Origin of the sequence: Streptococcus sp. 1449 (assembly GCF_013276805.1) — a bacterium.
Lineage (GTDB): Bacteria > Bacillota > Bacilli > Lactobacillales > Streptococcaceae > Streptococcus > Streptococcus pseudopneumoniae.
Map to the genome: position 1 here is coordinate 1 of NZ_VMLS01000020.1, position 23,809 is coordinate 23,809.

The 23,809-nt window shown below is 39.0% G+C and carries 19 protein-coding genes, 1 other RNA gene and 6 pseudogenes; 16 read left to right on the plus strand and 10 right to left on the minus strand.

From position 1 onward, the window contains the following. Positions 1-279: 279 nt before the first annotated feature. The 10 genes from comW (at position 280) to HT687_RS05780 (ending at position 7,753) form a co-directional block, all read left to right on the plus strand. On the plus strand, positions 280-516 hold the full coding sequence (gene comW / locus HT687_RS05735) for a sigma(X)-activator ComW (RefSeq protein ID WP_023937504.1): 237 nt from the start codon (positions 280-282) through the stop codon (positions 514-516). A 230-nt stretch (positions 517-746) separates the two neighbouring features. Next, positions 747-2,033, plus strand: a complete 1,287-nt coding sequence (locus HT687_RS05740) for an adenylosuccinate synthase (protein WP_016397785.1) — start codon at positions 747-749, stop codon at positions 2,031-2,033. A gap of 207 nt (positions 2,034-2,240) precedes the next feature. Continuing rightward, a complete protein-coding gene (gene tadA / locus HT687_RS05745) occupies positions 2,241-2,708 on the plus strand; it encodes a tRNA adenosine(34) deaminase TadA (protein ID WP_016397786.1) in 468 nt (155 codons plus the stop codon). A gap of 32 nt (positions 2,709-2,740) precedes the next feature. Next, positions 2,741-2,838: signal recognition particle sRNA small type (gene ffs / locus HT687_RS05750), an RNA gene on the plus strand. A 56-nt stretch (positions 2,839-2,894) separates the two neighbouring features. Next, positions 2,895-3,338, plus strand: a complete 444-nt coding sequence (locus HT687_RS05755) for a dUTP diphosphatase (protein WP_000702002.1) — start codon at positions 2,895-2,897, stop codon at positions 3,336-3,338. After that, complete coding sequence (locus HT687_RS05760) at positions 3,298-3,855, plus strand: histidine phosphatase family protein (RefSeq protein WP_023937502.1); 558 nt, start codon at positions 3,298-3,300, stop codon at positions 3,853-3,855. The genes HT687_RS05755 and HT687_RS05760 overlap by 41 nt, the downstream gene beginning before the upstream one ends. Positions 3,856-3,865: 10 nt before the next feature. Further along, complete coding sequence (radA, locus tag HT687_RS05765) at positions 3,866-5,230, plus strand: DNA repair protein RadA (RefSeq protein ID WP_172922021.1); 1,365 nt, start codon at positions 3,866-3,868, stop codon at positions 5,228-5,230. Between the two features lie 72 nt (positions 5,231-5,302). After that, positions 5,303-5,800, plus strand: coding sequence for a carbonic anhydrase (locus HT687_RS05770; protein WP_007285146.1), 498 nt, complete (start codon positions 5,303-5,305; stop codon positions 5,798-5,800). Positions 5,801-5,824: 24 nt separating this feature from the next. Further along, a complete protein-coding gene (locus tag HT687_RS05775; protein ID WP_000749767.1) occupies positions 5,825-6,640 on the plus strand; it encodes a PrsW family intramembrane metalloprotease in 816 nt (271 codons plus the stop codon). A 144-nt stretch (positions 6,641-6,784) separates the two neighbouring features. Continuing rightward, a complete protein-coding gene (locus tag HT687_RS05780; RefSeq protein ID WP_000010164.1) occupies positions 6,785-7,753 on the plus strand; it encodes a ribose-phosphate diphosphokinase in 969 nt (322 codons plus the stop codon). Positions 7,754-7,809: 56 nt separating this feature from the next. Here HT687_RS05780 and HT687_RS05785 read toward each other — a convergent pair. Next, positions 7,810-8,657 (minus strand): annotated as a pseudogene (locus HT687_RS05785) (IS630 family transposase). 112 nt (positions 8,658-8,769) lie between these two features. On the opposite strand from HT687_RS05785, the pseudogene HT687_RS11850 reads away from it, so the two are divergent. The 3 pseudogenes from HT687_RS11850 to HT687_RS05805 all read left to right on the plus strand — a co-directional run. Next, positions 8,770-9,740 (plus strand): annotated as a pseudogene (locus HT687_RS11850) (PD-(D/E)XK nuclease family transposase). A gap of 300 nt (positions 9,741-10,040) precedes the next feature. After that, positions 10,041-10,439: pseudogene (locus HT687_RS05800) on the plus strand (helix-turn-helix domain-containing protein); the annotation flags it as partial. Between the two features lie 39 nt (positions 10,440-10,478). Next, positions 10,479-11,376 (plus strand): annotated as a pseudogene (locus HT687_RS05805) (IS630 family transposase); the annotation flags it as partial. On the opposite strand, the pseudogene HT687_RS05810 reads toward HT687_RS05805, so the two are convergent. The 9 genes and pseudogenes from HT687_RS05810 to HT687_RS05850 form a co-directional block, all read right to left on the minus strand. After that, positions 11,377-11,751: pseudogene (locus HT687_RS05810) on the minus strand (helix-turn-helix domain-containing protein); the annotation flags it as partial. It abuts the pseudogene before it with no gap. 32 nt (positions 11,752-11,783) lie between these two features. Beyond that, a complete protein-coding gene (locus HT687_RS05815; protein WP_000770987.1) occupies positions 11,784-11,930 on the minus strand; it encodes a hypothetical protein in 147 nt (48 codons plus the stop codon). A gap of 296 nt (positions 11,931-12,226) precedes the next feature. After that, positions 12,227-12,679, minus strand: a complete 453-nt coding sequence (locus tag HT687_RS05820) for a CFI-box-CTERM domain-containing protein (RefSeq protein ID WP_023936107.1) — start codon at positions 12,677-12,679, stop codon at positions 12,227-12,229. A 13-nt stretch (positions 12,680-12,692) separates the two neighbouring features. Further along, positions 12,693-15,770 (minus strand): DEAD/DEAH box helicase family protein, encoded by a 3,078-nt coding sequence (locus HT687_RS05825; RefSeq protein ID WP_023936109.1) that lies wholly within the window; start codon positions 15,768-15,770, stop codon positions 12,693-12,695. 63 nt (positions 15,771-15,833) lie between these two features. Beyond that, positions 15,834-16,319: a hypothetical protein gene (locus HT687_RS05830; protein ID WP_000499891.1), complete on the minus strand. Its 486-nt coding sequence runs from the start codon at positions 16,317-16,319 to the stop codon at positions 15,834-15,836. A gap of 3 nt (positions 16,320-16,322) precedes the next feature. Then, the gene (locus HT687_RS05835) at positions 16,323-18,011 is read right to left on the minus strand and encodes a site-specific DNA-methyltransferase (RefSeq protein ID WP_023936111.1); all 1,689 of its coding nucleotides are present in this window, start codon (positions 18,009-18,011) and stop codon (positions 16,323-16,325) included. Between the two features lie 615 nt (positions 18,012-18,626). After that, entirely contained in the window at positions 18,627-20,198 is a 1,572-nt protein-coding gene (gene ffh / locus HT687_RS05840; protein ID WP_023936113.1) for a signal recognition particle protein, read from the minus strand. A gap of 11 nt (positions 20,199-20,209) precedes the next feature. Further along, complete coding sequence (locus tag HT687_RS05845) at positions 20,210-20,542, minus strand: putative DNA-binding protein (RefSeq protein WP_023936115.1); 333 nt, start codon at positions 20,540-20,542, stop codon at positions 20,210-20,212. 100 nt (positions 20,543-20,642) lie between these two features. Beyond that, a complete protein-coding gene (locus HT687_RS05850; RefSeq protein WP_023936117.1) occupies positions 20,643-21,020 on the minus strand; it encodes a DUF1934 domain-containing protein in 378 nt (125 codons plus the stop codon). A 71-nt stretch (positions 21,021-21,091) separates the two neighbouring features. On the opposite strand from HT687_RS05850, the gene HT687_RS05855 reads away from it, so the two are divergent. The 3 genes and pseudogenes from HT687_RS05855 to HT687_RS05865 all read left to right on the plus strand — a co-directional run. After that, on the plus strand, positions 21,092-22,396 hold the full coding sequence (locus HT687_RS05855; protein WP_023936119.1) for an HD domain-containing protein: 1,305 nt from the start codon (positions 21,092-21,094) through the stop codon (positions 22,394-22,396). A gap of 12 nt (positions 22,397-22,408) precedes the next feature. Next, complete coding sequence (yidA, locus tag HT687_RS05860; protein WP_023936120.1) at positions 22,409-23,215, plus strand: sugar-phosphatase; 807 nt, start codon at positions 22,409-22,411, stop codon at positions 23,213-23,215. Between the two features lie 349 nt (positions 23,216-23,564). Beyond that, positions 23,565-23,809: pseudogene (locus tag HT687_RS05865) on the plus strand (IS5/IS1182 family transposase); the annotation flags it as partial.

Here is a 23,809-nt window from a genome sequence, read left to right on the forward strand (position 1 = left end):
TGATAAAGTCGGGATTATAACATGCTTGTTTGAAACTAAGCAACTATACTATGCGTTTTTCTTATTTTAAGATTTTTACCTCAACTCTCTTTTAGTATTTAACGCAGTTAATAAGGTCTATAATAGTCTAATTTAGGTAGTAAATTTGTTCCTATTCTGTCAACTTTTCCTATTTTTTATCTTATTGAGGTTGGTATTTGTACAATTCAGGAATTATTAATGATTAATTAAAATTTTTTGTTAGAATAAGTTCATAAAAAAGAAAAGGAGTATTTGATCATGTTACAAAAAATTTATGAGCAGATGGCGGATTTTTATAGAAATATTGAAGAAGAGTATGGTACTGTATTTGGTGATCATTTTGACTGGGAACATTTTCATTTTAAATTTTTAATTTATTATTTAGTGAGATATGGTATTGGGTGTCGTAGGGATTTTATCGTTTACCATTATCGTGTTGCTTATCGTTTGTATCTTGAAAAGATGATAATGAAACAAGGTTTTATTTCTTGTTGAGATAGTCTGAGTTAATTTCCGAACAAATTTACTTTTTTATGGAAAGATAATAATAAATAGCTGCTTATTTTTCTAAATCATTTTTTAATAGTTGGAAATAGCAAATCTTTCTATTGTTTCTTCTTGATAAAAAGGCGATTTTTTATTATAATAAATTGTAAGATATAATTGCAGGTGAGAGTCCTGCCATGTATGTGAGAAAGGAAGAGCCTGAGGGCTCAGACAAGATTATGACTTCAGTTGTTGTTGTAGGTACCCAATGGGGTGATGAAGGTAAAGGGAAGATTACAGACTTCCTTTCAGCGAATGCAGAAGTGATTGCACGTTACCAAGGTGGTGATAATGCTGGTCACACGATTGTGATTGACGGTAAGAAATTTAAGTTGCACTTGATTCCATCTGGGATTTTCTTCCCTGAAAAAATATCTGTCATTGGGAATGGTATGGTTGTAAATCCTAAATCTCTTGTAAAAGAGTTGAGCTATCTTCATGAGGAAGGTGTAACAACTGATAACTTGCGTATTTCTGATCGTGCGCATGTTATTTTGCCTTATCATATCGAGTTAGATCGTTTGCAAGAAGAAGCTAAGGGCGACAATAAGATTGGTACGACAATTAAGGGAATTGGTCCAGCTTATATGGACAAGGCTGCTCGTGTTGGAATTCGTATTGCAGATCTTTTAGATAAAGATATTTTCCGTGAGCGTTTAGAACGTAACCTTGCTGAAAAGAATCGTCTTTTTGAAAAATTGTATGACAGTAAAGAGATTGTTTTCGATGATATTTTTGAAGAATATTACGAATATGGTCAACAAATCAAGAAATACGTGATAGATACATCTGTTATCTTGAATGATGCGCTTGATAATGGCAAACGTGTGCTTTTTGAAGGTGCACAAGGTGTTATGCTAGATATCGACCAAGGTACTTATCCATTTGTTACGTCATCAAACCCTGTAGCTGGTGGTGTGACAATTGGTTCTGGTGTCGGTCCAAGCAAGATTGACAAGGTTGTAGGTGTATGTAAAGCTTATACGAGTCGTGTAGGAGATGGTCCTTTCCCAACTGAGTTGTTTGATGAAGTGGGAGAACGTATCCGTGAAGTGGGTCATGAGTATGGTACAACAACTGGTCGTCCACGTCGTGTAGGTTGGTTTGACTCAGTTGTGATGCGTCATAGCCGTCGTGTTTCTGGTATTACTAATCTTTCATTGAACTCTATCGATGTTTTGAGTGGTTTAGATACTGTGAAAATCTGTGTGGCCTATGATCTTGATGGTCAACGTATTGACTACTATCCAGCTAGTCTTGAGCAATTGAAGCGTTGCAAACCTATCTATGAAGAGTTGCCAGGTTGGTCAGAAGATATTACTGGAGTTCGTAATTTGGAGGATCTTCCTGAGAATGCGCGTAACTATGTTCGTCGTGTGAGTGAATTGGTTGGCGTTCGTATTTCTACTTTCTCAGTAGGTCCTGGTCGTGAACAAACAAATATTTTAGAAAGTGTTTGGTCCTAAGAGATTTTTAAGATTTGTTTAAGATAGGTCGGGTATACTATAGACAGTTACAAGAAGACCTCCTAACTTGTTGTAACAAATATCCTAAACTTTTCTTTTTCATAATAATCTCCCTATAGAGTCACCGCATTCGGTGGCTTTTTTTGTGTTGGGATTCATGATATAATAATAAAATCGATAAGTAGGAAAAGAGAAAAGAGAAAAGAGATGTATTATACGCTTGAAGAAAAAGAAGTCTTTATGAGGGAGGCTTTGAGAGAGGCTGAGATTGCTCTTGAACACGATGAAATTCCAATTGGTTGTGTGATTGTCAAAGATGGGGAAATCATTGGTCGTGGGCATAATGCGCGTGAGGAATTACAGCGAGCGGTTATGCATGCGGAAATTATGGCTATAGAGGATGCGAACTTGAGTGAGGAGAGCTGGCGCTTGCTGGATTGCATACTTTTTGTGACCATTGAACCTTGTGTCATGTGTAGTGGGGCGATTGGGCTTGCCCGTATTCCAAATGTGGTCTATGGGGCTAAAAACCAGAAATTTGGCGCTGCTGGAAGTTTGTACGATATCTTGACAGATGAGCGTCTTAACCATCGTGTAGAGGTTGAAACGGGAATTTTGGAAGATGAATGCGCAGCTATTATGCAGGACTTTTTTAGAAATAGACGGAAAAAATAATTTTGCTTTTAAAATGAATAGGAATGTGATATAATAAATAGTGGAGCAACAGTTCTGCGTGAAGCGGGTCAGGGGAGGAATCCAGCAGCCCTAAGCGATTTGAATTGTGTGCTCTTTTTTTCGTGCTTTTTCCGAATAAATAAGATAGAATAATCTAGAATAAATGATAATAGAAAAGAGAAGATGATGAAAATTCGTGGTTTTGAATTGGTTTCTACTTTTACAGATGAAAATTTATTGCCCAAGCGTGAGACAGCGCATGCGGCTGGTTATGACTTAAAGGTTGCTGTGCGTACAGTTATAGCTCCAGGAGAGATTGTCTTGGTTCCGACAGGGGTTAAGGCTTATATGCAGCCGACTGAGGTTCTTTACCTTTATGATCGCTCTTCAAATCCTCGTAAGAAGGGCTTGGTCTTGATTAACTCAGTTGGGGTCATTGATGGGGACTATTATGGAAATCCTGGGAATGAAGGGCATATTTTTGCACAGATGAAGAATATCACAGACCAAGAGGTTGTTCTTGAAGTTGGAGAACGTGTTGTCCAGGCTGTCTTTGCTCCTTTCTTAATTGCAGATGGAGATGCAGCTGATGGTGTGCGAACTGGTGGTTTTGGATCAACTGGACACTAAGATGAAGATTATCTTTATACGTCACGGGGAGCCAGATTACCGTGAGTTAGAGGAGCGTTCTTATACGGGATTTGGGATAGATTTGGCGCCCTTGTCTGAGAAGGGACGGCAGCAGGCCCATAAATTGAGCACCAATCCTTTACTCCCTTCAGCTGAAATAATCGTATCTTCTGCAGTCACAAGAGCTTTAGAAACGGCTTCTTATGTGGTTTATGCTACGGGTCTTCCTTTAAGAGTAGAGCCTTTATTACATGAATGGCAGGTCTATGAAAGTGGCACAGATAATTTTGAAAAAGCTCGTACTATGTTTCTAGAAAATAAGGGGGAGTTACTTCCTAATAGTCCTATTCAATATGAGACAGCTACGGAGATGAAGTCTCGTTTTCTAGAATGCATGGCTAAGTATCGAGATTACCAGACCGTGATAGTGGTAACTCACAACATGCTCATGCGTCAGTTTGTGCCAAATGAGAAGATTGATTTTTGCCAAGTGGTTGAGTGTGAATTAGAGATATAGAAAGAGGTTTATCATCGCAAAGAAAAAAGCGACATTTGTATGTCAAAATTGTGGGTATAATTCACCTAAATATCTGGGGCGTTGCCCCAACTGTGGGTCTTGGTCTTCTTTTGTAGAAGAGGTTGAGGTTGTCGAGGTCAAAAATGCGCGTGTGTCTTTAACAGGTGAGAAAACCAAGCCCATGAAACTGGCTGAAGTGACCTCCATCAATGTCAATCGAACCAAGACAGAGATGGAGGAATTCAACCGTGTACTTGGAGGCGGAGTGGTACCAGGAAGTCTCGTCCTCATAGGTGGGGATCCTGGAATTGGGAAATCAACCCTTCTCCTACAAGTCTCAACCCAGTTGTCCCAAGTGGGGACTGTTCTCTACGTCAGTGGGGAGGAGTCTGCTCAGCAAATCAAGCTACGAGCAGAGCGCTTGGGTGATATTGATAGTGAGTTTTATCTTTATGCAGAGACCAATATGCAGAGTGTTCGTGCTGAGGTGGAGCGTATCCAACCAGACTTTCTCATTATTGACTCCATCCAGACTATTATGTCTCCTGAGATTTCAGGGGTGCAGGGCTCTGTTTCTCAGGTGCGTGAGGTGACGGCTGAACTTATGCAGCTGGCTAAAACCAATAACATTGCCATCTTTATCGTAGGTCATGTGACCAAGGAAGGAACATTAGCTGGGCCTCGTATGTTGGAGCATATGGTGGATACGGTACTTTACTTTGAAGGGGAGCGTCACCATACCTTTCGTATTTTGAGAGCGGTCAAAAACCGTTTTGGCTCCACTAATGAGATTGGGATTTTTGAGATGCAGTCAGGTGGCTTGGTTGAGGTTCTTAATCCGAGTCAAGTTTTCCTAGAAGAGCGTTTGGATGGAGCGACTGGCTCATCAATCGTTGTGACCATGGAAGGGACGCGTCCTATTCTTGCAGAAGTGCAGGCCTTGGTGACACCGACCATGTTTGGAAATGCCAAGCGTACGACGACAGGACTTGATTTTAACCGTGCTAGCTTGATTATGGCTGTTTTGGAAAAGCGGGCAGGTCTTCTCTTGCAAAATCAGGACGCCTATCTTAAATCTGCTGGCGGTGTCAAATTGGATGAACCTGCCATTGACTTGGCCGTTGCTGTTGCTATTGCTTCGAGCTATAAGGACAAGCCAACTAATCCTCAGGAATGTTTTGTGGGAGAACTGGGCTTGACAGGAGAAATTCGGCGCGTGAATCGTATCGAACAACGTATCAACGAAGCTGCTAAGTTAGGCTTTACTAAGATTTATGTACCTAAGAATTCCTTGCCAGGAATCACTCCGCCCAAGGAAATTCAGGTCATTGGCGTGACAACGATTCAGGAAGTTTTGAAAAAGGTCTTTGCATAATCCGTGACAAATTCTCTTAAAAATGATAAGATAGGAGAAATATTTGACTATCAAATTTTCAAGGAGGGAATCGTGTCGTATTTTGAACAGTTTATGCAAGCTAATCAGGCTTATGTTGCCTTACATGGGCAGTTAAATCTGCCACTTAAACCCAAAACAAGAGTAGCTATTGTGACCTGTATGGACTCTCGTCTGCACGTTGCGCAAGCTCTGGGCTTGGCACTTGGGGATGCTCATATCTTGCGGAATGCAGGTGGTCGAGTGACTGAAGACATGATTCGTTCGCTAGTTATTTCCCAGCAACAAATGGGGACAAGAGAGATTGTGGTATTGCACCATACAGACTGTGGTGCTCAGACCTTTGAAAATGAACCTTTTCAGGAGTATTTAAAAGAGGAATTAGGTGTAGATGTGTCAGACCAGGACTTCTTGCCCTTCCAAGATATAGAAGAGAGTGTACGCGAGGATATGCAACTGCTTATCGAGTCTCCCCTAATACCAGACGATGTCACTATCTTTGGTGCCATTTACAATGTTGATACAGGAAGTATGACAGTCGTAGAATTATAAATACTTCATTTAGAAAGAAAGTGTATGAAGAAAAGCAGTATTTTATTTATTTTTATTTTATTGCTATGTATTGGTTTACAGTATGAAACCATCTACTATACGGACGGTTCGAGGTCAGGTGCGGAATATGGACTAATGGGAGTTTCTATCTTTCTAGCTCTCTTTTACATGATTCCGGCTCTTTATTTTCTCTTCCGTATTGGGAAAAAATGGGAATTGCCAAAGAAGGTTTTGATTCTGTCTTTATTGGGAGGGATGTTCCTTTCAGGCTGGTTGTCTAGCTTTGCGAATACCTATATCCATGATTTGCTGGGTATGCTTTTTCCAGATAGTACATTTTTAAATGCCTTTGAAAGTGCTATTGTGGCTCCTTTGGTAGAAGAACCCTTGAAATTATTGCCACTTGTTTTTGTTTTGGCTTTGATTCCTGTGCGAAAATTAAAATCTTTGTTTTTACTTGGAATTGCTTCCGGTTTGGGATTCCAAATGATTGAGGATATTGGTTATATTCGTACGGATTTGCCAGAGGGCTTTGACTTTACTATTTCGCGAATTTTAGAGCGTATCATCTCAGGAATTGCCTCTCACTGGACTTTTTCAGGTCTAGCTGTAGTAGGTGTTTACTTGCTTTACAGAGCCTATAAAGGACAGAAGGTTGGCAAGAAACAGGGCCTTATTTTTCTAGGTTTAGCCTTGGGAACTCACTTCTTGTTTAACTCTCCTTTTGTGGAGTTGGAAACAGAGTTGCCTTTAGCGATTCCAGTGGTTACGGCTATTGCTCTCTATGGTTTTTATCATGCTTATTGCTTTGTTGAGAAACACAATGAGTTGATGACCTAGAATATTTTTCAAAAGAATGATGCAAGGGTACAAATATGGTGCCCTTCTTTTATTTTTGATTGAAAAATAGTGCAAAAAGCGCTACAATGGTAGATGGAAAATCTTGTGAAAAGCACAAGTTATACATATATACCGGAGGAAATCATGTCTTTTTCTGATTTAAAGCTGTTTGCCCTTTCTTCTAATAAAGAATTGGCAGAACGTGTGGCGCAGGAGATTGGGATAGAGTTGGGGAAATCAAGTGTTCGCCAATTTTCAGATGGAGAGATTCAGGTCAACATTGAAGAATCAATCCGTGGGAAACACGTCTTTATCCTACAATCAACTAGTTCGCCTGTAAATGACAATCTGCTTGAAATTTTGATTATGGTAGATGCTTTGAAGCGTGCGAGTGCAGAATCTGTCAATGTTGTCATGCCTTACTATGGGTATGCACGTCAGGATAGAAAGGCGAGAGCGCGTGAGCCAATCACTTCAAAACTTGTCGCAAATATGCTTGAAGTAGCTGGAGTGGATCGTTTATTGACCATCGACTTGCATGCTGCGCAAATTCAAGGATTCTTTGATATTCCTGTGGATCATTTGATGGGTGCTCCTCTGATTGCAGATTATTTTGAGCGTCGTGGTATGGTTGGTTCTGACTATGTGGTTGTCAGCCCGGACCATGGAGGGGTGACTCGTGCTCGTAAGTTGGCAGAATTTTTGAAAACATCTATCGCTATTATTGATAAACGTCGTAGCGTTGATAAGATGAATACTAGTGAAGTTATGAACATCATCGGTAAGGTTGAAGGCAAGACTTGTATCTTGATTGATGATATGATTGATACCGCTGGAACGATTTGTCATGCGGCAGATGCTCTTGCGGAAGCTGGTGCTGTTGAAGTCTATGCAAGCTGTACGCACCCAGTTCTTTCTGGTCCTGCTACGGACAATATCCAAAAATCAGCTATTAAGAAATTGGTTGTTTTGGATACTATCTATCTGCCAGAAGAGCGTTTGATTGATAAGATTGAGCAGATTTCAATCGCTCATCTTCTAGGGGATGCTATCGTACGTATTCATGAAAAACGACCACTTTCTCCACTTTTCGGTATTGAGAAAAAAATTTAATGACCAAGCCTGAGATGGTTCTCAGGTTTTTTCGTCTTTTTTCCGAATAAATATAGTCAATTGAAACAAGAACAAGACAAAAGAGCCTCGTAAAAGGTATTGCAACTTGGTAATACCTTTTTGAGATGCTTTTTGATATGAGCCCATGTCTTCTCAATAGGATTGTACTCAGGTGAGTAGGGAGGAAGGGGTAAAAGTTTATGCCCAAACTCTTCACACAAGAATTCTATTCTAGCTATTCTATTGGAATCTTGCATTATCCATAATAATAACTGAGGGTGTATTTAATGTCGGTAAGAGAAATTTCTGAAAGCAAGCTTCAAAAAAGTCGCTCGTCATTGTTTCTTGGTAAGTTATTGGAGCGATTAACTCACCATTTGTTAGCCCTGCAACCAAAGAAATCCCCTGATATCTTCTTCCAGAGACTTTACCTCCTATTAACTGACCTTTTGATGAGCAACCATATTCTCGATAAAAGTAAGTATCGAATCCTGTTTCATCAATATAAACAGGTGCTAAGTGCTTTAAACTATTAAAATTCTTAAGAAATAAGGATACTTTTTCTGGGTCTTGTTCATAGTAGGTGTGGTTCTTTTTTTCGAGTGTACCCCATAAATTTGAGCGCATAGTGGATAGTAGTTGGATGACAGCCAAATTCAGAAGCTATTTCAGTCAAATAAGCGTCTGGATTGTCAGTAAGATAGTTTTTAAGTCTATCTTTATCAACTTTTCTTGGTTTTGTTCCTTTTACTTGATGGTTTAGCTCTTCTGTTCCCTCTTTTAGCCTTAACCAGCCATAAATGGTATTACGTGAGATTTGGAAAACCTGTGATGCTTTTGTTATACTACCTGTTCGCTCACAATAGCCGAGAACTTTTTTACGAAAATCTATTGAATATGCCATAAGAAGATTATACAACATTGTGTACTGTTTTTGGTTCATTTTACTATAGATAGAAGCAGTGAATCTAGCAAACCTAGATTTAAAAATGTGCTATAATGAAAGGAGAGAAAGAATGATTCTAAGACATCCGGGCATTAGCTCAACCAATGATTTGGACGCTAAGAAAATTTTCAGCAATCCAGAAATCACTTGTCAATTTATTCGCGATATGCTGGATTTACCAGCAAAAAATGTGACCATTTTGGAAGGAAGTAACATTCACGTCTTGCCTTCTCTGCCCTATTAAGCACAAGATTTCTATACCAGTATTGATGTCTTGGTGGAGTTGGATAATGGAACCCAAGTAATCATTGAAATTCAAGTTCATCATCAGAATTTTTTCATCAATCTCCTGTGGGCTTACTTGTGCAGTCAGGTCAATCAAAATCTAGAAAAAATTCGCCAATAAGAAGGAAACGCTCACCAAAGTTATAAACACATCGCATCAGTATACGCAATAGCTATTGTGGATAGTAATTACTTTCAGGATGATTAAGCTTTTCATAGCTTTAGTATGCGAGAGGGAACGACAGGTGAAGTCTTAACCATCACAAACAATGGACAGGAAAACCATCTAGTCAAGATGGTATTCTTGGAATTAAAAAATACAGAGAAACCAGCAAGGATAGCGTTCGCAAGCCATGGTTGGAGTTTTTCGGGAATAAACCCTTTACCCAGCGCCCCGAGCGAGCCATCAGCCAAGCAGACCAACTGCTAGATTACAAGAGCTGGTCCGAGGAGGACAGGAAAATGTTTAGTCAACTACGTATGCGTGAAGAACAAGCCTTACTCGCTCATGACTATGCATTGGAACAAGCGGAGGAAAAAGACTTAGAGCGTGGTCGTGCAGAGGGGCTTGAACAGGGACTGGAGCGTGGTCTTGAACGTGGACGAGCTGAAGGGATTGAACAAGGGCGAGAAGAAGGCTTGGAACGTGGGAAACTTTTTGCCTTTCTGGATATGGTTCGCCAAGGACTTCTGACTTCCGAGGTTGCCAGCCATCAGCTGGGTATGAGCGTCGCTGAGTTTGAGTCCTTGCTATGAGGTCACATTTTTTTAATTTAATATAGTAGAAAGTTAATGAAATGGCGAGTTATTTCTAAAATACTTGTCATTTTTGCTTGACATTTGGAAGGGGGATAGGATAATACCATAGAAGTGAGTTCTGTCCAACTATCGATATGGATTAGATATGTGAAGTTTGACTCAAAGTTTAAGAAATTTGTGAGATTTTCACTTGGGAGATACGGTATTTGAAGGGTATTTCATCTCACAAAGGTGTTTTTTCAACCTTTTTTGAAAAAAATGAAAGCTCTTCTAGGCATAAGAAAACACCTCTGTGTTATACTTGTTGTTCAACCACAAACACAAGAAAGGCACAGAGATGCAAGACAATTATACTACAAAAGCCAAACAAAAGAAGGAAAATCAAATAGAGAAATTGCCTCTTTGCTTGGAAAAGCTCCTCAAACTATCCACACTGAAATCAAGCGTGAGACAGTCTGACAATGTCTTGGAAAAGGGCGCTTCAAAGAGGTTTATTCTACCGACTATGCTCAACAGTCTTATGAAAACAATCGCAGGCGCTCGGTCAAGAAATCAAGCTTAACCAAAGAACTAAAGGAAAAGATTCTCTACTATCATAATCAAAAGTTTTCTCCTGAAATGATGGTTATGGCTAAAGGGGTTAACGTGGGAATTTCAACCATTTACTATTGGATTCATCATGGAAAATTGGGATTAATACTAGACTAAAATCAAAAAGCATTATATAATAGTAATATGAAATCAACTAAAGAAGAAATCCAAACAATCAAAACACTTTTAAAAGACTCTCGTACAGCTAAATATCATAAACGCCTTCAAATCGTTCTATTTCGTCTGATGGGTAAATCTTATAAAGAGATTATAGAGCTTTTAGACTGTAATCAAACAACGATTTGGCCAACTGTAAAAAAATATGAGGAGTTCGGACTCGACTCTCTCCTTCAAGAAACACGTGGTGGTCGTAACCATGCATATATGACAATTGAGGAAGAGAAAGCCTTTCTTGCCCGTCATTTGAAGGCTGCAGAGGCAGGAGAATTTGTTACAATTGATGCCTTATTTCAGGCTTATAAAAAGGAGTTAGGTTCTTCCTACACACGTGATGACTTTTATCAACTCTTGAAGCGCCATGGTTGGCGAAATATTAGGCCACGTCCAGAACATCCCAAGAAAGCAGACGTTCAAACCATTGTCGCGTCTAAAAATAAAATCTCAATTCAAGAAGACAAGAAAGCGCTTTAAAACCAGTAGGCATTTTCGTAAGGTTCGCTTGATGTACCAAGATGAGGCTGGTTTCGGTAGAATCAGTAAACTGGGATCTTGTTGGTCTCCAATAGGAGTAGGTCCACATGTCCATAGTCACTATATACGAGAATTTCGCTATTGTTATGGAGCTGTTGATGCCCATACAGGCGAATCATTTTTCTTAATAGCTGGTGGATGTCATACTGAGTGGATGAACGCCTTTTTAGAAGAGCTTTCACAAGCTTATCCATATGGTTATTTTTTACTCGTTATGGACAATGCTATATGGCATAAATCAAGTACCTTAAAGATTCCGACTAATATTGGCTTTGCATTTATTCCTCCATACACACCAGAGATGAACCCCATTGAACAAGTGTGGAAAGAGAAAGGCATCACGTGTGTAGGAAGAACCTAACTCCTTTGTATAAGCCTGAAATAAGGCATCAATTGTAACAAATTCTCCTGCCTCTGCAGCCTTCAAATGACGGGCAAGAAAGGCTTTCTCTTCCTCAATTGTCATATATGCATGGTTACGACCACCACGTATTTCTTGAAGGAGAGAGTCGAGTCCGAACTCCTCATATTTTTTTACAGTTGGCCAAATCGTTGTTTGATTACAGTCTAAAAGCTCTATAATCTCTTTATAAGATTTACCCATCAGACGAAATAGAACGATTTGAAGGCGTTTATGATATTTAGCTGTACTAGAGTCTTTTAAAAGTGTTTTGATAGCTTGGATTTCTTCTTTAGTTGATTTCATATTACTATTGTATAATGCTTTTTTATTTTAGTCTAGTCTAACAATTCATACCTTTGTATCTCTTTTGTTGTTTCTTCTTTTTTATCATTATCAACCCCAACAGTCACAAAGTTTACTCCAATAAATATAACCATGTAAAACAATACCAAGGCAAAGCCCAAACCCTTTAATAACTTCATTTTCTTTTCTCTACTTTCTTTTTTTGTGTTAGTCTTTTTAGTTTATCTTAATTATATATACTCTTAAAACCCAAGGGGTAAAAATCCCCCCTTACAATCCTACCATTTCATCAAGCCAGCTAGAGAAATTGTCTTCCTTTGTATCTTCCTCATTCCATTCAAAATCTTCCAAGTATGTTCTATTAGTGATTAGTTTGACACGTTTGTTTTGGTATTGGGGATCTAAATAGAATAGGGGGTCTCTTCACTATACAAGTTAGCGAGGACCCGAACTCTTTTCCTATACTCTACTCGTTTTATTGGACCACTTTTTGAGACAATTCTAGTGTATATGTTTTATACAATTGATGGCAAGTTTGATTCTCTCCTATTTTAATCAAGGAAACACAAGGTAAGACAAGTCCTGACCAGATAGACTCTAGTATTTCCTCACGATTTGAATGTTCTTCTAACTTGGCAACAATCTGAGGAGCCATCTTATAGTAGGATTCAATTTCCTCCTGACCACCATCTTTAAAAGCTAGATAAGAATCCCTGAATTTTCGCAAAGTCATCAATTCATCACAGTCATCTGCCAATCCCTTGTAAGTTACAGCTGCTTCTGTCAAATAACAACCTCTTTGTTCAATCTGATAGTAAGCATCTGGTTCACCAAAAAATCCAGTTTTAGAGCGCACATATCTCTCTGCATCACTCCTACGTTGTAAAACAGCTACTTCTCTTCCCTTACGATATACAATAAATTCCATTTCTTTTACCTCTCTATCTTACAATATTTAATAATTCCTCGTAACTTGAAACCACATCATAGATGTGCTGATCACTAATCAATCCAGCTTGAGCTAACGCTTTAAAATGAGCACGCGCACAGGCAATTTTTGCTTGCTCAGCTTGTTTTAATTGAAGACTAGACATAGAGCCTTTCGTTTCTGCAACAAAATAGATATGTTTGACACTACCTTCACGGAAGGCGATTGCCCAGTCAGGGTTATAGTTCCCAAGCGGAGTCGCAATACTGAACTTCCCTGGTAGCTTCACATAAACACGAACATCCTCGTATTGTTCCAAAGATTCTTTAAAGGTCTTCTCCGTATTGGAATCAACTTTTACAAAATTGTAAATCCCTTTTTTGGATTCAAGTAAGTGATCATCTGATCTGTTAGCAGTTTCAGGATTGTCATAAAACAAGTCCATATCATACTCTTCATTTAACACATTATACTGGATATGCTTGATAATTTGACTCGCTTTTTGTTCATTAATGAGCTTTGAAACCTTAAGAATAAACTCTTCAGGATTTTGTTTAAACTTGTCAAATTGGTAGACATAGATTTTACTTAATATTTCCGCAACCAATTTACGAGTTAAACCAGTCTGTTCAGCAATTTCCCCTAGTAAATCATATTTGGTCATAATCTGCGAATCCGTTAGATATTCTTGCTGACGATCATTCTCAGCTACTGTGAGATGGAGACCTTCTTCCTTACTCATCTCAGTAGCGCTTGCTTGAGTTATATGAAAGCTTGGTTTGCTAACGACTAATTTCTCATTGATATAGTCAACCGAATGTTTTACCAATTCCGCATCATCAAACTCTACTTGGTAACTCGTCTTACGATTGATTTGCTTCCAGAGATTTAAAAATTCTTTTCGGGCAATATTTTCTTGATTGACCTCATTTGAGAATTGAATTACCGCATTATTGGCATTTTCAATTTCATACTGTCCAGCATGATAAACGCTCTCCAATATCTCTACCAGCTTATCCTCATAACCTGCTAGTGTTTCAGACAGTTGTAACTGATGATTTTCTTTTGTAGTAAAATATTCTGCAGTCAATTGCCCTTCACGGTCTATATAGCCTTGTCGAATCAAATCAAAATGAATCGAATCTGCTTGTTCCTTGGTAATTCGTATTGTTTGACCTTCTTGATTCGTTAGAACTTTATTCGTAAAGAGAGTAACATCCACTTTTACAGGACGTTCTGCTAAGAGTTCTTTGATTTCTTCTTGTAGACTTCGAGCAAATTGATCATAACTTTCATTTGCAATTACTGTCAGTTTATTGATTTCATGAACATCATTTCCTAAGAGTTCAAAATCCTGACGAATTCCGTTTTGGTCAACTGCTAAACGCATACCACGACCGATTTCTTGACGTTTTCGAGTCTCTGCTGAAGATTGCTTCAGCGTACAGATTTGAAAGACATTAGGATTATCCCATCCCTCTTTTAGAGCTGAGTGAGAAAAGAGGAAACGAACTGGCTCTTCAAAGCTCAATAAACGCTCCTTGTCCTTCATAATCAAGTCATAGGCATCAATGTCATTTGAAAGATTATTTTTCTTTTCACTGGCAGATTTATAGTCCACAAAAATGGTCTTATCTGACTTCTTCACTTTATCTACCGAAAAGTAACCGGCATGAACTGAATTTCCTTCAAGATTAGCCTCCAAATATCGACGATAAGGAGTTGGTTCCTGTGTTTGGATAAACTGGTTTACTTGATTTCGATATTCTTCTTCAAAAATCTGAGCATATTCACCATTATAGGCATCATTATGTTCATCATATTGTTTATACTTGGCCACTTCATCGATGAAAAATAGGGATAATACTTTAATTCTTCGATTGTACAGTTTACTTTCTTTTTCGAGATGACTTTTTATAGTTTCTCGGATTTGAATTCTTCTGATGCTAGACTCATCCACTTCCCCTATCACTTCACCGACATGAAGTTCTTGCGTCACACCAACTTGAAGTTTGTTCTCTCTTGCATCAAAGTGACTAAGGGTCATTCCTTTATAAGCAGATAAATTCCCCGATTCAGCATACAAATCAAAGGGTTCTTCCACCACCTTCAATTTCCTCTTAACACCTGACTGCGTTTTTACTTCAAACTCAATTTTTGCTTTGGGTGCTCCTGTTTTTTGTGGAATGATTTCTTGTAGATATAGATATCCTTGTGTCCCGGTCGTCCCAGTTTGCTCAATAGCCTTAACCGCAATCTTCTTCACTAATTTTTGATTGTAAGCATCCATGGCATCCAATCTATAAACCATATCATGTTTTTCTTTATGGGTAGCCGAATAACGTAGTGTAAATAATGGCTTAAAATCTTTTAGTCTTTCCTTTGTCTGTTTCCCTTCAACAGACTGAGGTTCATCAATAATCATAATCGGATTCATAGCTGCCAAGACATCAATTGGACGGCGCCAACGGAAACTTTCCTGTTCAGAATGAATCCGTCGCGCATCTTTGCCTTTTGTATTAAAGGCTTGAGAGTTGATGACCATGATTTGAAGGTCTGACGAATTGGCAAAACTATCCAAATCACCTAAACGTGAAGAATCGTAGACAAAATAGCGTGGTTGCTTCCCATACTCCATCTGAAAGTGACTTGACATGATCTGTAGAGACTTGAGAACCCCTTCACGAATGGCTACACTTGGAACGACAATGACAAATTTAAGCCAGCCATAGCGTTTATTCAACTCCATAATTGTACGGATATACGTGTAGGTCTTCCCTGTTCCCGTCTCCATCTCTATGGAAAAATTATAAGCTTCTCGTCCAGCAATCATATCAATCGATAGTTTATCAGAAGGACGCAAACCATAACGAGTTTGCATAGTATGAACATTTTCTCGTATACTTGTTTGACTCAATTGAATCGGTGCATTTCGATAAGCATCTAAAACCAAATCTACCTCATCTGACTTGAGACGACCTGGATCCGCCATATACTGAACTCCAGTATGTTTGGCTTGCCCTTGAAATAAATCTGCAATGGCACTAACCGCATCCAACTGAAATTGTTGTTTTTTAAATTGTAGTTTCATAATTCTATATTCTTTTTATTAAATTCACATAAACTATTTCACATCTATAACTATATTTAATAGTTACGCCATATTATATTTCTTTTTAATTTCTTTCACTTTTGATGATGTAATATCGTTAAAATACTCTTTTTCCCACTTCATTGCATCACTAAGTACAAGACAAATAGAAATAAGTTTTTGATTATCTTCTTGTATCTTTCCGTCTTCAACTTTCTTGATAGTATCTTCAAGTTCTTGAATGAATTCTATGGCTAAACTATACATTTCCTTATTAGATAAAAAATATAATTTAGTTATATTTTCATCAATTGCCTTATGTTGCTTTTTTAGATTAGAAACTGTATGATTTGCAAGCAAGTATTCCAAAAGTAGAACAAAATCACTATACAATATCATCCTTTTTTCAAATAAATGTTGTTTTAAGTTATCTTTAAAAGCATGTCTAGTAACCCAGATTGCAATGCTGATAGAAACAATAATCGCAATCGAATCTACTATAATCCCTCCGATACTTATCCAATTATCAGTTGTCAGCTGATAGAACATCGCCTACACCACCTTCACTTTCGTATGAGGTGATAATTCTTTAAATATTTCACTTACGTTAATTTTATCTGCTGAATTGGCAAATGAACTATCACGGAAAACAGTACGGAGTGGTTGTGCTTGAGCGATGTGACGGATAACTTCTTCAGAGATTTCATCTTCAAAACAAGCCATGAGTGATCCTTGATCTACATCATAAACTTCTGCTCCTGCTACTTTCTCCCAATCAATAGCTAATGACAATTCCATGCCCCATGTCAGCATAACTTGGAAAAGTAGGTCAAGCCCAGTACGTCCTTCCTTGATATTGGATACACTATCAAAAAGTTCTCCTTGGATAAATTGATCTGGCCGAGCTGAAACATCTTTGAAATTAGAAGAGTCTAACTTATAAGCCTTAAATCCAAAGTCCTGCTTGCCAACCAACTCAGGATGCTCCTCCTGAATCTTGGCAGCAGCACGACGAATCCGCTCACGTGAAATCTGATCAATAGTTTCATAACCTGCTTCTTTAGCAGCAGACTTATCAGCTACTTCTTCATCCAAAGTACATAAGATAAACTTACGATTTCCACCATCTTCAGCATTCAGTTGTATAACTGCGTCTGCCGTAGTACCAGAACCACCGAAGAAATCAAGAATAAGGGCGGTTTCTATACTTGCACCTAATCCTAACAAATTTAATAATAGTTTTGTCGGCTTAGAAAAATCGAATACTCTAAAATCAAATAACTTCTTAATTTCAGTATTGGCACGTTGATTTGTTCCAAACTCTACATTCCAAAAATCATTAGATAGTTGACCATTCTTCATTGCATCACTTAAATATATCTTTGTTCTTGGAACTCCTCCATTTTCTGGCCAATGAATTTTGTCATCTTTTAAAAGTTGGTGAAAATCTTTTTCCGAAACCATCCATGGTCCCATAAGTACTTTTCCAGCAGGACTTAGAATTTCATAATTAAACCTTCCTCGAACTTCATCACGTAGGATGCCTCTCCCATATTTTCCTTTTGAATCTTCATAAGCATATTCTTTCTTAGCTGTATCTGAAAGTGGTAACCGTCCATATGTAACTCTAGAATAATCCTTTGAATACACATATATATATTCTTTTACTCTAGCAGCTTTACCTATATTAGGCTGATTATCACTTCTTCTCCAAGCAATCGTTTGAACGAGATTCTCCTCCCCAAATATCTCATCACAGATAGCTTTCAGATTAGCTTGTTCATTATCATCAATAGAGATAAAGATAACACCTGAATCCTTGAGGAGATTACGTGCTAGGCGGAGACGTGGATACATCATATTGAGCCAGTCTGAGTGATAACGGGCCGAAGTCTTTTCATTTTTTGTAAGCCCAACTACCTGGCGTCCTTCTTCATCCAAAAGTTCCATCTCTTCCTTCAACTCTTCGTCTGTTTTTTGGAACTTATCAGAATATACAAAGTCTTTTCCTGTATTATAGGGTGGATCGATATAAATCATATCGATTTTTCCTAGATAGGATTCTTGTAAGATTTTTAAGACTTCTAAATTATCTCCAGTAATAAAGACATTTTCACTGTTTTCAAAGTCAACACTTTCATCAAGATCTGGTCTTAGGGTTTTAGTAGTTGGTCGCCCAGCTTCTGCAATAGCTTCACGCTTTCCAACCCAAGTAAACTCATAGGATTCTCGACCATCCACAATTTCCTCTGATAAAAACTGTTTAAGCTTCTCAAAGTCAATCGCAGGACGTAATCTGCCGTATTCATCCCTCTTTTCCGTCAGAACTTCAGGAAAAAGTTGACCAATTTTTGAAATATTATCTGTAAAAACATCTTTTGAAGTGAGAGTTAATTTCTCAAGTCCAGAGTTTTCACCTGCGTGCTGTGCTGTGCTGTGCTCATGGTAGTATCCTTTCTTAGCTTTGTCAAGCTTTTGTAATTTTAATTTTCTAACAAATTAAGTTGGCTTATCCTATCTTTGTAATGCTTCATTTTTAATACATTACAGCTTCATTTTATCAAAAATAAGGATTGAAATCAAAAGAGTTCTCTAATCTCAATTTCTGATTTTTCTTTATATTTATACTCTTCAAAAATCTCTTCAAACCACATCAACGTCGCCTTACCGTATATATGTGACTGACTTCGTCAGTCTTATCTACAACCTCAAAACAGTGTTTTGAGCAGCTTGCGGCTAGCTTCCTAGTTTGCTATTTGATTTTCATTGAGTATTATTATTTTTTATTCTTTACAGATTCAAAATAGACCTTTATTATTTTTCTAAAAAAGGAAAGCTCTGCGGCCTTCCTTCGTCTTACTTGCGTTTCTTCTTCGCTTTCTTCATTTTGTTAGCCATGCGTTTCATGGACTGTTTCATGGCAAATTCACCGATTTTACCTTTGAGTCCGCCACCAAACATTTGGCTCATATCTGGCATTCCTGCTCCTCCGAGAGCTGACAGGTCAGGCATGCCACCTTGTCCCATCATTCCTTCAAGGGCAGACATATCCATTCCTCCCATATTTGGCATATTTTTAGGAAGGTTGTTTGGATTGATCCCCATCTGCTTCATCATCTTGTTCATGTCGCCAGACATAACACCTTGCATGAGCTGTTTAGCTTGGTTAAAGTCTTTGATGAATTTATTAACTTCGACAAAAGTATTTCCAGAACCCGCAGCGATACGACGGCGACGGCTTGGATTTAACAAATCTGGGTTTTCACGTTCTTCAGGTGTCATGGAGGACACAATGGCACGTTTGCGAGCAATCTGGCGTTCATCCACCTTCATGTTTTGAAGGGCTGGATTGTTTGCCATACCTGGAATCATCTTGAGCAAGTCTTCCATCGACCCCATATTTTGCACCTGATCCAACTGATCAATGAAATCATTGAAATCAAAGGTGTTTTCACGCATCTTCTCAGCCATTTCAAGGGCCTTTTGCTCATCGTATTCTTGAGAAGCTTTCTCAATCAAAGTGAGCATATCCCCCATGCCAAGGATACGGCTAGACATGCGGTCTGGGTGGAAGGTCTCAATGTCCGTAATCTTTTCACCTGTACCAGTGAACTTGATTGGTTTTCCGGTAATGTGACGAACAGATAGAGCAGCACCACCACGAGTATCGCCGTCAATCTTGGTAAGGATAACCCCAGTCACTTCCAACTGATCATTAAACTCACGCGCAACATTGGCTGCTTCTTGACCAATCATGGCATCAACGACGAGGAGAATTTCATTTGGTTGAGCCAGTGCTTTTACGTCACGAAGCTCATTCATCAATAGCTCATCAATCTGCAAACGACCTGCCGTATCAATCAAGACATAGTCATTATGATTGGCTTGTGCTTGTTCCAAACCTTGACGTACAATCTCAACAGCTGGAACCTCTGTCCCAAGAGCGAAGACAGGCACATCAATCTGTTGCCCCAAGGTTTTAAGCTGATCAATAGCCGCAGGACGGTAAATATCCGCCGCAATCATCAAAGGACGAGCATTTTCTTCTTTCTTAAGTTTGTTGGCCAATTTACCGGCAAAGGTTGTTTTACCAGCCCCCTGTAAACCAACCATCATGATGATGGTTGGAATCTTAGGTGACTTGATAATCTCAGCTGTATCAGAACCTAAAACGGCTGTCAGTTCCTCATCAACGATTTTAATAATTTGTTGCGCTGGGTTAAGGGTATCAATGACCTCATGCCCGACTGCACGCTCACGAACTTTCTTAATAAAGTCCTTTACAACAGGCAAGGCAACGTCGGCCTCAAGCAAGGCCAAGCGAATTTCTTTGGTTGCCTCTTGGACATCAGATTCAGAGATTTTTCCTTTTTTACGTAGATTTTTAAAGACGTTCTGCAAACGTTCTGTTAAACTTTCAAATGCCATTTTTCTTCCTCTTATTCTCTATTATCAATGCTTGTTAAAATTTCTATCTGCTCTTTCAGAAAGTCATCATTGGGATAGCGCTCCAAAATCTGGTCAAAAATCTGACTGCGGACAATGTAGTCAGAGTACATGTGCAATTTCATCTCATAATCTTCTAGAATCTTTTCTGTCCGCTTGATATTATCATAGACAGCCTGACGACTGACGCCGAACTCTTCAGCAATCTCAGCAAGACTATAATCATCAGCGTAGTAGAGCTCGATATAATTCATTTGCTTATCTGTCAAAAGCGCTGCATAAAATTCAAAGAGCGCATTCATACGATTGGTTTTTTCAATTTCCATAACTTTTATTATACCAAAAATTAGCCTAATCTACCACACTAGGAAGTCAATACAAGAAGATAGCTAGCAAAATTTGAAAAAATTTGAAAAAAATAAGAGCCTAGCCCCAAGTAATTTCCAATTGATAGCTAGCAAAGGGATGTCCCTCTTGGTTTTGCAGTTGATAGTCTAGTTCAATCTTTTGCCCATCTACTTGATAATGGCTCGTTTGGATGATAAACTCCTGCATGCCCATAGGTGTAGGGATATAGGCTAAACTATCACTATCCTTTAGAAAGCGCATAGTGGTCTTGGGATTGGAAAATCGGCTCATCACCAGTTCTTGACCATGAAATTTAATCACTACTTTTTCCTTTTCCTCATTATAGAAAAGCAGATAGCTATAATCTCCCTTCTCATGCACTTCCACGTCATAAAGCTGGTCAATCACTTCCAACTGCTCATCAAACTGAATCGTATTTCGCATCCGAATCTTCACATCAGGTCCTCTTTCTTGTCTCTTGTCCTACTATTTTACCAAAAACTCTAGCTTTTTGCTATAATGGTCATATGAACGAAAAAGTATTCCGTGACCCAGTTCACAACTACATCCATGTCAATAATCAAATCATCTATGACTTGATCAATACAAAAGAATTTCAGCGTTTGCGTCGTATCAAACAACTGGGAACTTCCAGTTATACCTTCCACGGTGGAGAACATAGTCGCTTCTCTCACTGTCTAGGCGTCTATGAAATTGCACGACGCATCACAGAGATTTTCGAAGAAAAATATCCTGAGGAATGGAATCCTGCAGAGTCTCTCTTGACCATGACCGCTGCTCTTTTACACGACCTTGGGCATGGTGCCTACTCCCATACTTTTGAACATCTCTTTGATACAGACCACGAAGCCATTACTCAGGAGATCATCCAAAGTCCTGAAACGGAGATTCACCAAGTCCTGCTACAAGTGGCGCCAGATTTTCCAGAAAAGGTTGCCAGTGTCATAGACCATACCTACCCTAACAAACAGGTTGTGCAACTGATTTCTAGTCAGATTGATGCGGACCGCATGGACTATCTCTTGCGCGACTCCTATTTTACAGGAGCTTCTTATGGGGAATTTGACCTGACTCGGATCTTGCGTGTCATTCGTCCTGTCGAAAATGGTATCGCCTTTCAGCGCAATGGCATGCACGCCATCGAAGACTATGTTCTCAGCCGCTACCAAATGTATATGCAGGTTTATTTCCACCCAGCAACACGCGCTATGGAAGTTCTCCTACAAAATCTTCTCAAACGCGCTAAGGAACTCTATCCTGAGGACAAAGACTTCTTTGCACGAACTTCCCCACACCTCCTGCCTTTCTTTGAAAAAAATGTGACCTTGTCTGATTATCTGGCTCTGGATGATGGTGTGATGAATACCTACTTCCAGCTCTGGATGACCAGTCCTGATAAGATTCTTGCAGACCTGTCGCAACGCTTTGTCAACCGCAAGGTCTTTAAATCCATTACCTTTTCACAAGAAGACCAAGACCAACTCGCTAGCATGAGAAAATTGGTTGAGGACATTGGCTTTGATCCAGACTACTATACTGCTATTCATAAGAACTTCGACCTCCCTTATGATATCTATCGTCCCGAATCTGAAAATCCGCGGACACAGATTGAGATTTTACAAAAAAATGGTCAACTGGCCGAACTCTCTAGCCTGTCTCCTATCGTCCAATCCCTTGCTGGCAGTCGCCACGGAGATAATCGCTTTTATTTTCCAAAAGAAATGTTGGACCAAAACAGCATCTTTGCAAGCATTACCCAGCAATTTTTACACTTGATTGAGAACGATCATTTTACCCCAAATAAAAACTAGAAGAGGAATTTTATGAGTATTAAACTAATCGCTGTCGATATTGACGGAACCCTAGTCAACAGTCAAAAGGAGATTACTCCTGAAGTCTTTTCTGCCATCCAAGATGCCAAAGAAGCTGGTGTCAAAGTCGTCATTGCAACTGGCCGCCCTATCGCAGGTGTTGCCAAACTTCTGGACGACTTGCAGTTGAGAGACGAGGGTGACTATGTTGTGACCTTCAATGGTGCCCTTGTCCAAGAAACTGCTACAGGGCATGAGATTATCAGCGAATCCTTGACTTATGAGGATTATCTGGATATGGAATTTCTCAGTCGTAAGCTCGGTGTCCACATGCATGCTATTACTAAGGACGGTATCTATACTGCCAATCGCAATATCGGAACATACACTGTGCACGAATCAACCCTCGTCAACATGCCTATCTTCTACCGCACACCTGAAGAAATGTCTGACAAGGAAATCGTCAAGTGTATGTTCATCGATGAGCCTGAGATTCTCGATGCTGCGATTGAAAAAATCCCAGCAGAATTTTACGAACGCTACTCTATCAACAAGTCTGCTCCTTTCTACCTCGAACTCCTTAAAAAGAATATAGACAAGGGGTCAGCTATTACTCACTTAGCTGAAAAACTCGGATTGAACAAAGATCAAACCATGGCTATCGGTGACGAAGAAAATGACCGTGCCATGCTGGAAGTCGTTGGGAACCCCGTTGTCATGGAAAATGGAAATCAAGAAATCAAAAAAATCGCCAAATACATCACTAAAACAAATGACGAATCCGGCGTTGCCCATGCCATCCGAACATGGGTACTGTAAGAGGATATGAATAGACGAAAACCGCTCAGTTGAGCGGTTTTTATAGTAAAATGAAATAGGAATAGGACAAATCAATTTCTAGTAATGTTTTAGAAGTCCAGATACACTATTCTAGTTTCAATCTACTATAGTATCTAATTACATACCCCCTGCTGGAATCGATAAATAGAAAAAACCTTATTTTAAGGCTCTTCCTATACTATTTATCAATAACCCTCTTTTAGAGTATGTCCGTAAGTTTGAATAATTTGTTGTATATCTTTATGCCTTAGTAATCTTGAAACAGCCCATATATCAACACCTTTTGATAATAGACTTCCTGCGAAACAATATATGGTAGAATAGTTCTATGAATTATGAAGCAAGTGAACAACTAACTGATGCACGATTTAAGCTCCTGGTTGGTGTTCAGTGCACGACTTTTGAAGAGATGTTAGCTGTATTAAAAAGAGATTATCAAGGTAAACACGCAAAAGGGGGACGAAAACCTAAACTAAGCCTAGAATACCTTCTTATGGCGACTTCAATATGTGCGAGAATATCGAACTTATGAAGAAATTGCGGCTGATCTTGGTATTCACGAAAGCAACTTAA

What these genes read in the sequence shown, in the direction of transcription:
- comW (WP_023937504.1), top strand. Translation starts at nt 280, where the DNA reads ATGTTACAAAAAATTTATGAGCAGATGGCGGATTTTTATAGAAATATT.
- HT687_RS05740 (WP_016397785.1), top strand. Translation starts at nt 747, where the DNA reads ATGACTTCAGTTGTTGTTGTAGGTACCCAATGGGGTGATGAAGGTAAA.
- tadA (WP_016397786.1), top strand. Translation starts at nt 2,241, where the DNA reads ATGTATTATACGCTTGAAGAAAAAGAAGTCTTTATGAGGGAGGCTTTG.
- HT687_RS05755 (WP_000702002.1), top strand. Translation starts at nt 2,895, where the DNA reads ATGAAAATTCGTGGTTTTGAATTGGTTTCTACTTTTACAGATGAAAAT.
- HT687_RS05760 (WP_023937502.1), top strand. Translation starts at nt 3,298, where the DNA reads ATGGTGTGCGAACTGGTGGTTTTGGATCAACTGGACACTAAGATGAAG.
- HT687_RS05775 (WP_000749767.1), top strand. Translation starts at nt 5,825, where the DNA reads ATGAAGAAAAGCAGTATTTTATTTATTTTTATTTTATTGCTATGTATT.
- HT687_RS05780 (WP_000010164.1), top strand. Translation starts at nt 6,785, where the DNA reads ATGTCTTTTTCTGATTTAAAGCTGTTTGCCCTTTCTTCTAATAAAGAA.
- HT687_RS05815 (WP_000770987.1), bottom strand. Translation starts at nt 11,930, where the DNA reads ATGAAGTTATTAAAGGGTTTGGGCTTTGCCTTGGTATTGTTTTACATG.
- HT687_RS05820 (WP_023936107.1), bottom strand. Translation starts at nt 12,679, where the DNA reads ATGGAATTTATTGTATATCGTAAGGGAAGAGAAGTAGCTGTTTTACAA.
- HT687_RS05825 (WP_023936109.1), bottom strand. Translation starts at nt 15,770, where the DNA reads ATGAAACTACAATTTAAAAAACAACAATTTCAGTTGGATGCGGTTAGT.
- HT687_RS05830 (WP_000499891.1), bottom strand. Translation starts at nt 16,319, where the DNA reads ATGTTCTATCAGCTGACAACTGATAATTGGATAAGTATCGGAGGGATT.
- ffh (WP_023936113.1), bottom strand. Translation starts at nt 20,198, where the DNA reads ATGGCATTTGAAAGTTTAACAGAACGTTTGCAGAACGTCTTTAAAAAT.
- HT687_RS05845 (WP_023936115.1), bottom strand. Translation starts at nt 20,542, where the DNA reads ATGGAAATTGAAAAAACCAATCGTATGAATGCGCTCTTTGAATTTTAT.
- HT687_RS05855 (WP_023936119.1), top strand. Translation starts at nt 21,092, where the DNA reads ATGAACGAAAAAGTATTCCGTGACCCAGTTCACAACTACATCCATGTC.
- yidA (WP_023936120.1), top strand. Translation starts at nt 22,409, where the DNA reads ATGAGTATTAAACTAATCGCTGTCGATATTGACGGAACCCTAGTCAAC.